This is a genomic window from Micromonospora sp. KC606 (genome assembly GCF_004348675.1).
In the GTDB taxonomy this organism is placed as follows: domain Bacteria; phylum Actinomycetota; class Actinomycetes; order Mycobacteriales; family Micromonosporaceae; genus Micromonospora.
On sequence record NZ_SMKN01000275.1, the window covers coordinates 1 to 6,787 of the forward strand.

A 6,787-nucleotide genomic window follows, 5' to 3' on the forward strand; every position below is an offset into this window, starting at 1 on the left:
GTCGAGGCCCGCGCCGACCAGCCCTGGGCGGGCGGGGCCTACCCGGCGGAGCAGCAGAACTGGTCGGGGGCGCAGGTCGGCGACCGTTGGGCCGAGGTCCGCGACGACGGGCAGGCGCGCGAGCTGCGGGTCGGGGAGCGCCGGGCCGAGACGCACCCCGACGGCGCCGGTTTCCGGGTGCAGGACCGCTGGGCGACGGTACGGCGGGACGAGCCCCATCAGCCGGCGGGACAGTGGGTTGGCGGCTGGGCCGAGCCGGAGGACCGGCCGGGGCTGCCGCAGGGCGGGGTGCCCGTGCCGCAGGAGTGGTGGACGGCGGGCCGGCAGCCGGCCGAGGAGCAGTGGGGCCAGCAGCCGGCCGGCCAGTGGCGGGCGCCCGCGCCGAGGGAACCGGTCGACGCGTGGCGCGCGCCGGAGCCGGAGCCCCGTCACCAGCAGTGGGGTGGCGAGGTGCAGTACGGCTATCCGCAGCAGGACGTCCCGCGCGCCGGCAGCCGCTGGGGCTGACGGCGGGCCGCCGGCTCACTTGTCGATGTCGCCGACCACGAAGAACATCGAGCCGAGGATGGCGATCAGATCCGGCACCAGGCAGCCGGGGAGCACGCTGGCCAGCGCCTGCACGTTCGCGTACGACGCGGTGCGCAGCTTGAGCCGCCACGGCGTCTTCTCGCCCCGCGACACCAGGTAGTAGCCGTTGATGCCGAGCGGGTTCTCGGTCCAGGCGTAGGTGTGCCCCTCGGGAGCCTTGACCACCTTCGGCAGCCGGGTGTTCACCGGTCCGGTGAGCCGGTCCACCCGGTCCAGGCACTGCCTGGCCAGGTCGAGCGAGGCGTACACCTGGTCGAGCAGGACCTCGAAGCGGGCGTGGCAGTCGCCGGCCGTGCGGGTGACCACCGGCACGTCGAGCTGGTCGTACGCCAGGTAGGGCTCGTCGCGGCGCAGGTCCAGGTCGAGCCCGGAGGCGCGGGCGACCGGCCCGGACGCGCCGAACGCGGCGGCGTCGGCGGCGGACAGCACGCCCACCCCGACGGTGCGGGCCAGGAAGATCTCGTTGCGCCGGATGAGGTGGTCGAGGTCGGGCATCCGGCGGCGTACCTCGTCGATGGCGGCGCGGGCCCGGCCGGTCCAGCCGGCGGGCACCTCCTCCTTGAGGCCGCCGACCCGGTTGAACATGTAGTGGATCCGGCCGCCGGAGACCTCCTCCATCACCGTCTGGATGGTCTCCCGTTCCCGGAACGCGTAGAAGACGGGGGTGATCGCGCCGATCTCCAGCGGATACGAGCCGAGGAACATCAGGTGGTTGAGCACCCGGTTCAGCTCGGCCAGCGCCATCCGCAGCCAGACGGCCCGCTCCGGCACCTCCATGCCCATCAGCCGCTCCACGGCGAGCACCACGCCCAGCTCGTTGGAGAAGGCGGACAGCCAGTCGTGCCGGTTGGCCAGCACGATGATCTGCCGGTAGTCGCGGACCTCGAAGAGCTTCTCCGCGCCCCGGTGCATGTACCCGACGATCGGCTCGGCGGAGATCACCCGCTCCCCGTCGAGCACCAGCCTCAGCCGGAGCACGCCGTGCGTGGAGGGGTGCTGCGGCCCGATGTTGAGCACCATGTCGGTGCCGAGCTGCTCCCCGCCGGCGCCCGTGCCGACGGTCAGTTCGCGGAGGTCGCCGGCGTCGGTGGTCATGCCCGCCATCGTGCCATGGGGGGCGGGGCTGGCTCGGGGTGGCTAGTCGACGCCGTCGCCGTCGGTGACTGCCGCCGGGTCGACGCCGACAGGTTGTCGCAGCCACCAGTGCCCGCCGAGCCCGGCCGGGTCGGTCAGTTCGGCCGCTGACGACGCGGCGGCCAGCGCCCGCACGTACCCGGCGGGGTCGCGGGCGGCCAGGCCGAGTGGTGGTCGGGCGCCGCCGGTCCCGAGCGCCCGCAGCGCCTCCCGCTGACGGACCAGGGTGTACGCACACCGGGCGACCCGCTGACCGGCGGCGGCGACGGAGTCCACGGCGACGTGCGCGGTGACGTCGCACGAGCCGTCGGGCAGCGGCGGCACCTGCCGGCCACCCCGGTACCCGGTCAGGCTCCCGTCGAGGGGCCTCTCCGCCCTCAGGTGCCCGTAGTCCACGGCCACCGCGAGTCCCCGGTCGACGTGGCGCACCGCCTCCGTCCAGGCGTGATCCCTGCTCGTCCCGATCTCGGCCCTCGATGCCGTGGACGGGTCCGGGTGGGTGTTGTCCGTTCCGGCCGGCGGTGCCGGCCACCACCTGTCCAGCCAGTCGCGATCAACGGAGTCGACCGGTGGGCCCAGCGACTCCATTCCCGTGGTCGGGTCGACCAGCAGGTAGCGCCACCCGTCGGCGGTCCGCGCGGCCACGTCGAGCGGTACGTTGTCGAGCCACTCGGTGGCGACCAGCAGCCCGACGATCCCGGTGGGGATCTCGTCCATCCATTCGATCTGGTGGAGCAGGTGGTCGGGCCGGAGGGCCTTCTCGACCGCGATGGGTCGAACCCGGGACGCGAGCGGCGGCGTGGACGGCAACGGCCCGCCCGGCTCCCCGGCTCCCCGACCGGACGAGGGTGGCTCCCCGGCCGTCCCGATGGCCGCAAGCATGGCGACCAGCAGCTCACCGCGTCCGGCCCCCACGTCGACCACGTCCAGCCGAGCGGGGTGGCCGAGGGCGGCGTCGACCTGGGTGAGTAGCCGGGCCAGGGCCGTCGTGAAAACGGGGGAGGCGTGCACGCTGGTCCGGAAGTGGGCGGCCGGCCCGGCTCCGGCGACGAAGAACCCGTCCGCCCCGTAGAGGGCCCGGTCCATCGCGTCCCGCCAGCGCATCGGCATCAGTTCATCCCTCGTTCAGCGGGCGTCACCGTGCCGACCCTACGGTGAGCCGGTATGAGACGAGTCGCGACATCCGCACTGGCGGTCGTTCCCCTGCTGCTGGCCGGTCCGGCGGCGGTAGCCGCGCCGGCCGGCGGCGACGCCCCGCGCGCGGTGCGGGCGGTAGCCGAGACGCCCTCCCTCTTCGACGACGAGGCCGGCGGCGACGCGGACGCCGACGACCCGGCGATCTGGGTGCACCCGACAGACCGGGCCGGCAGCCTGGTCGTCGCCACCGCCAAGAACGGCGGACTGCGGGTGTACGACCTGCACGCCCGCGAGCGGCAGGCGATCCCCACGCCGCCGGCGCCCGGCCCTGACGACGAGGCTGGCCGGTTCAACAACGTCGACCTGGTCGCCGGGTTCCGGCTCGGTGGGCGGCGGGTCGACCTGGCGGTGGTCACCGACCGGGGCCGGGACCAGCTGCGCTTCTACCGCGTCGACCCGGCCACCCGGCTGCTGACGGATGTGACCGCGCCGGACGCGCCGTTGGCGTTCAGCCGGGACCAGGTCGAGGTGAACGCGCAGCGCACCGCGTACGGCCTGGGCACCTTCACCGACGTCGACGGCGACAGCTACGCGGTGGTGAGCCGGCGCGGTACCCCCGAGGTGGGGCTGTTCCGCCTCGTCGCGAAGGGCGGCACGGTCACCTACCGGCAGGTCGACCGGCTGGTCCTGCCGACGACGTTCACCCTGCCCGACGGCCGGCGCTGGTCACCGTGCAGCGACCCCGGGGACGGGCCGCAGGTGGAGGGGACGGTGGTCGACCCGGTCACCGGCGTGCTGTACCTGGCGCAGGAGAAGGTGGGGCTCTGGCGTACCGGGCTGGAGGACGGCGAGTTCGACGGCGGGCCGAAGCTGGTCGAACGGGTCCGTGAGTACGGCGTCCCGGCGGCGTACGACCCACGGGAGGACGACTGCGTCACCGACCTCGCCGCCGACCCCGGCTTCGGCGGCCCGATCGCGCAGGACGTGGAGGGGCTGACCATCTACCCGACCGGCCGGTTCACCGGCACCCTGGTCGTCTCCAGCCAGGGCGACGACACCTTCCACACGTACGACCGGCGCACCGGCCGGCCGACCGGCCGCTTCGCGGTGGTCGACGGGGTGGTGGACGGTTCGCAGGAGTGTGACGGCGCGGCGGTCACCGCCACGCCGCTGCCCGGGTACCCGGGCGGTCTCCTGGTGGTGCACGACGGCCGGAACACCCCGGAGACCGCCGGCGAGGACGGCGAGGCCCGTCCGGACACCGACTTCAAGTTCGTCGACGCCGGGTTCCTTCGCCACCTGCGGTGACCACCGCCGCGGGCCGCCGGGCACGACCGGAGCGGTCCGGTCCCACCGTCGGTGAACGATTTCACACACCCTTGTTTCGGCTCCTCAACCCCGGCGCATACTTGCGGTCGACCGGTACCCCCTCCGAGGACTGGATCATTGCCATGAGCGCACCGCTGCGCCCGCGTCCGGCCGCCCCGCCCGGGGCCGTCGTACCGCCGGGCGGCGCCCCCACCGGCGCCCCGTTCGTCTTTCCCCGCTCCCTGACCGTCGGTGTCGTCGGCGCCGGCCGGGTCGGCGCCGTGCTGGGCGCGGCGCTCGTCGCCGCCGGGCACCGGGTGGTCGCCGCGTCCGGCGTCTCCGGGGCCGCGAAGGCCCGGATCGCCCTGCTGCTGCCCGGCACCCGGAACCGTTCCGTGACCTCGGTGGCCCGTGCCGCCACCGACCTGCTGGTGGTCGCCGTGCCGGACGACGCGCTGGCCGCCGTCGTGGCCGGCCTGGCCGAGACCGGCGCGCTGCGTCCCGGCCAGGTGGTCGCGCACGCCTCCGGCGCGCACGGGCTGGCCGTGCTGGCCCCGGCTGCTGCGGCGGGCGCGTACCCGCTGGCCCTGCATCCCGCGATGACCTTCGCCGGTACGCCGGACGACCTCGGCCGGCTCGCCGGCATCTCGTACGGGGTGACCGCTCCGGCCGAGCTGCGCCCGCTCGCGGCGCGGCTGGTGGCCGACCTGGGCGGAGTGCCCGAGTGGGTCGGCGAGGCGGACCGGCCGCTCTACCACGCGGCGTTGGCGCACGGTGCGAACCACCTGGTGACCCTGGTCAACGAGGCGGCCGACCGGTTGCGCGACGCCGGGGTGACCAGCCCGGAGAAAGTGCTCGCTCCGCTGCTGCGGGCGGCCCTGGAGAACGCGCTGCGGTACGGCGACGACGCGCTGACCGGGCCGGTCTCCCGGGGCGACGCGGGCACCGTACGCCGACACCTGGCCCGGCTGGCGGAGACCGCGCCGGAATCCGTGGCCCCCTATCTGGTGTTGGCCCGACGCAGCGCGGACCGGGCGATGGCGGCGGGCCGGCTGCGGCCCGTGGACGCGGAGTCGCTGCTGGACCTGCTGACGGAAATGGAGGTCGCTGCGTGAGCGCGAGGAGTGAGCCGGGTTTGCGAGCCCCGCAGTCGCGAATGGTGTGGGCACTGTGAGCGCGAGGAGTGAGCCGGGTTTGCGAGCCCCGCAGTCGCGAATGGTGTGGGCACTGTGAGCGCGAGGAGTGAGCCGGGTTTGCGAGCCCCGCAGTCGCGAATGGTGTGGGCACTGTGAGCGCGAGGAGTGAGCCGGGTTTGCGAGCCCCGCAGTCGCGAATGGTGTGGGCACTGTGAGCGCGAGGAGTGAGCCGGAGGTGGTGCACACCCGGGCGGCGCTGGCGAAGGTCCGGGAGGAGCTGACGGGTGCCGTCGGCGTGGTGATGACCATGGGCGCGCTGCACGAGGGGCACGAGGCGCTGATCCGGGCTGCCCGGGAGCGGGTCGACCACGTGCTTGTGACGATCTTCGTGAATCCGTTGCAGTTCGGGCCGAACGAGGACTTCGACCGTTATCCGCGCACCCTGGACACGGACCTGGAGGTCTGCCGCCGGGCCGGAGCCGACGTGGTGTTCGCGCCGTCGGTGGCCGACATGTACCCGGACGGGCAGCCGGCGGTACGAATACACCCGGGCAGGCTTGGGGAGGACCTGGAGGGGCTGAGCCGGCCCGGCTTCTTCCACGGGGTGCTCACCGTGGTGCTGAAGCTGCTCCAGCTCACCCGCCCGCGGCTCGCCTTCTTCGGTGAGAAGGACTACCAGCAGCTCACCCTGGTCCGGCGGATGGTCCGTGACCTGGACGTGCCGGTGGAGGTGGTCGGGGTGCCGACTGTCCGCGAGCCGGACGGCCTGGCGTTGTCCAGCCGTAACCGCTATCTCTCCCCCGAGCAGCGGCGGACGGCTTCGAGCCTGTCGGCCGCGCTGCGGGCCGGCGCGACCGCCGCCGACGAGGGGGCTGACGCCGGGGAGGTGCTGGCGGCCGCCCATCGGTCGATCGGCGATGCCGGGTCGGGTGCGGAACTGGACTACCTGGTGCTCACCGATCCGGAGTTGGAACCCGGCCCGGTGTCCGGCCCGGCCCGGCTGCTGGTCGCGGCGTGGGTGGGCGGCACCCGGCTGATCGACAACATGGCGATCCGACTCGCCCCCCGATCCTGACCACCCCACCACCTGCTGAGGGGAAACGATGTTCCGCACCATGCTCAAGTCGAAGATCCATCGGGCCACGGTGACCCAGGCCGACCTGCACTACGTCGGTTCGGTGACCGTGGACCAGGATCTCCTCGACGCCGCCGACCTGCTCCCCGGCGAGCAGGTCGCGATCGTGGACGTGACCAACGGGGCCCGGCTGGAGACGTACGTGATCCCGGGCGAGCGGGGCAGCGGCGTGATCGGCATCAACGGCGCCGCCGCGCACCTGGTGCACCCAGGCGACCTGGTCATTCTCATCTCGTACGGGCAGATGGACGACGCCGAGGCCCACGCCTACCGGCCGCGGGTGGTCCACGTCGACGCCGACAACCGGGTGGTCGACCTGAACACCGACCCCGCTACCGCAGCCCCCGGC

Annotated in this window: 6 protein-coding genes and 1 pseudogene; 5 read left to right on the forward strand and 2 right to left on the reverse strand. The window is 74.0% G+C overall.

The window, feature by feature from the left end:
* Positions 1–507 (forward strand): annotated as a pseudogene (locus tag E1193_RS32200) (hypothetical protein); the annotation flags it as partial.
* Positions 508–522: 15 nt separating this feature from the next.
* Here E1193_RS32200 and E1193_RS28945 read toward each other — a convergent pair.
* Together E1193_RS28945 and E1193_RS28950 are read right to left on the reverse strand one after the other, a co-directional pair.
* On the reverse strand, positions 523–1,692 hold the full coding sequence (locus E1193_RS28945; RefSeq protein WP_207922911.1) for an NADH-quinone oxidoreductase subunit D: 1,170 nt from the start codon (positions 1,690–1,692) through the stop codon (positions 523–525).
* 33 nt (positions 1,693–1,725) lie between these two features.
* The gene (locus E1193_RS28950; protein ID WP_132186343.1) at positions 1,726–2,832 is read right to left on the reverse strand and encodes an SAM-dependent methyltransferase; all 1,107 of its coding nucleotides are present in this window, start codon (positions 2,830–2,832) and stop codon (positions 1,726–1,728) included.
* Positions 2,833–2,886: 54 nt separating this feature from the next.
* On the opposite strand from E1193_RS28950, the gene E1193_RS28955 reads away from it, so the two are divergent.
* The 4 genes from E1193_RS28955 to panD all read left to right on the forward strand — a co-directional run.
* Positions 2,887–4,167 (forward strand): phytase, encoded by a 1,281-nt coding sequence (locus E1193_RS28955; RefSeq protein WP_132186344.1) that lies wholly within the window; start codon positions 2,887–2,889, stop codon positions 4,165–4,167.
* 143 nt (positions 4,168–4,310) lie between these two features.
* Positions 4,311–5,282: a Rossmann-like and DUF2520 domain-containing protein gene (locus E1193_RS28960; protein ID WP_132186345.1), complete on the forward strand. Its 972-nt coding sequence runs from the start codon at positions 4,311–4,313 to the stop codon at positions 5,280–5,282.
* 232 nt (positions 5,283–5,514) lie between these two features.
* Positions 5,515–6,378: a pantoate--beta-alanine ligase gene (gene panC / locus E1193_RS28965; protein ID WP_132186346.1), complete on the forward strand. Its 864-nt coding sequence runs from the start codon at positions 5,515–5,517 to the stop codon at positions 6,376–6,378.
* A 28-nt stretch (positions 6,379–6,406) separates the two neighbouring features.
* Positions 6,407–6,787 (forward strand): aspartate 1-decarboxylase (gene panD, locus E1193_RS28970; RefSeq protein ID WP_132186347.1); only part of this gene is annotated, 381 nt, incomplete at its 3' end.

Excerpts from the sequence above, each read along its gene's own strand:
- E1193_RS28955 (WP_132186344.1), top strand. The coding sequence starts at position 2,887 with ATGAGACGAGTCGCGACATCCGCACTGGCGGTCGTTCCCCTGCTGCTG.
- E1193_RS28950 (WP_132186343.1), bottom strand. The coding sequence starts at position 2,832 with ATGCCGATGCGCTGGCGGGACGCGATGGACCGGGCCCTCTACGGGGCG.
- E1193_RS28945 (WP_207922911.1), bottom strand. The coding sequence starts at position 1,692 with ATGGCGGGCATGACCACCGACGCCGGCGACCTCCGCGAACTGACCGTC.
- E1193_RS28960 (WP_132186345.1), top strand. The coding sequence starts at position 4,311 with ATGAGCGCACCGCTGCGCCCGCGTCCGGCCGCCCCGCCCGGGGCCGTC.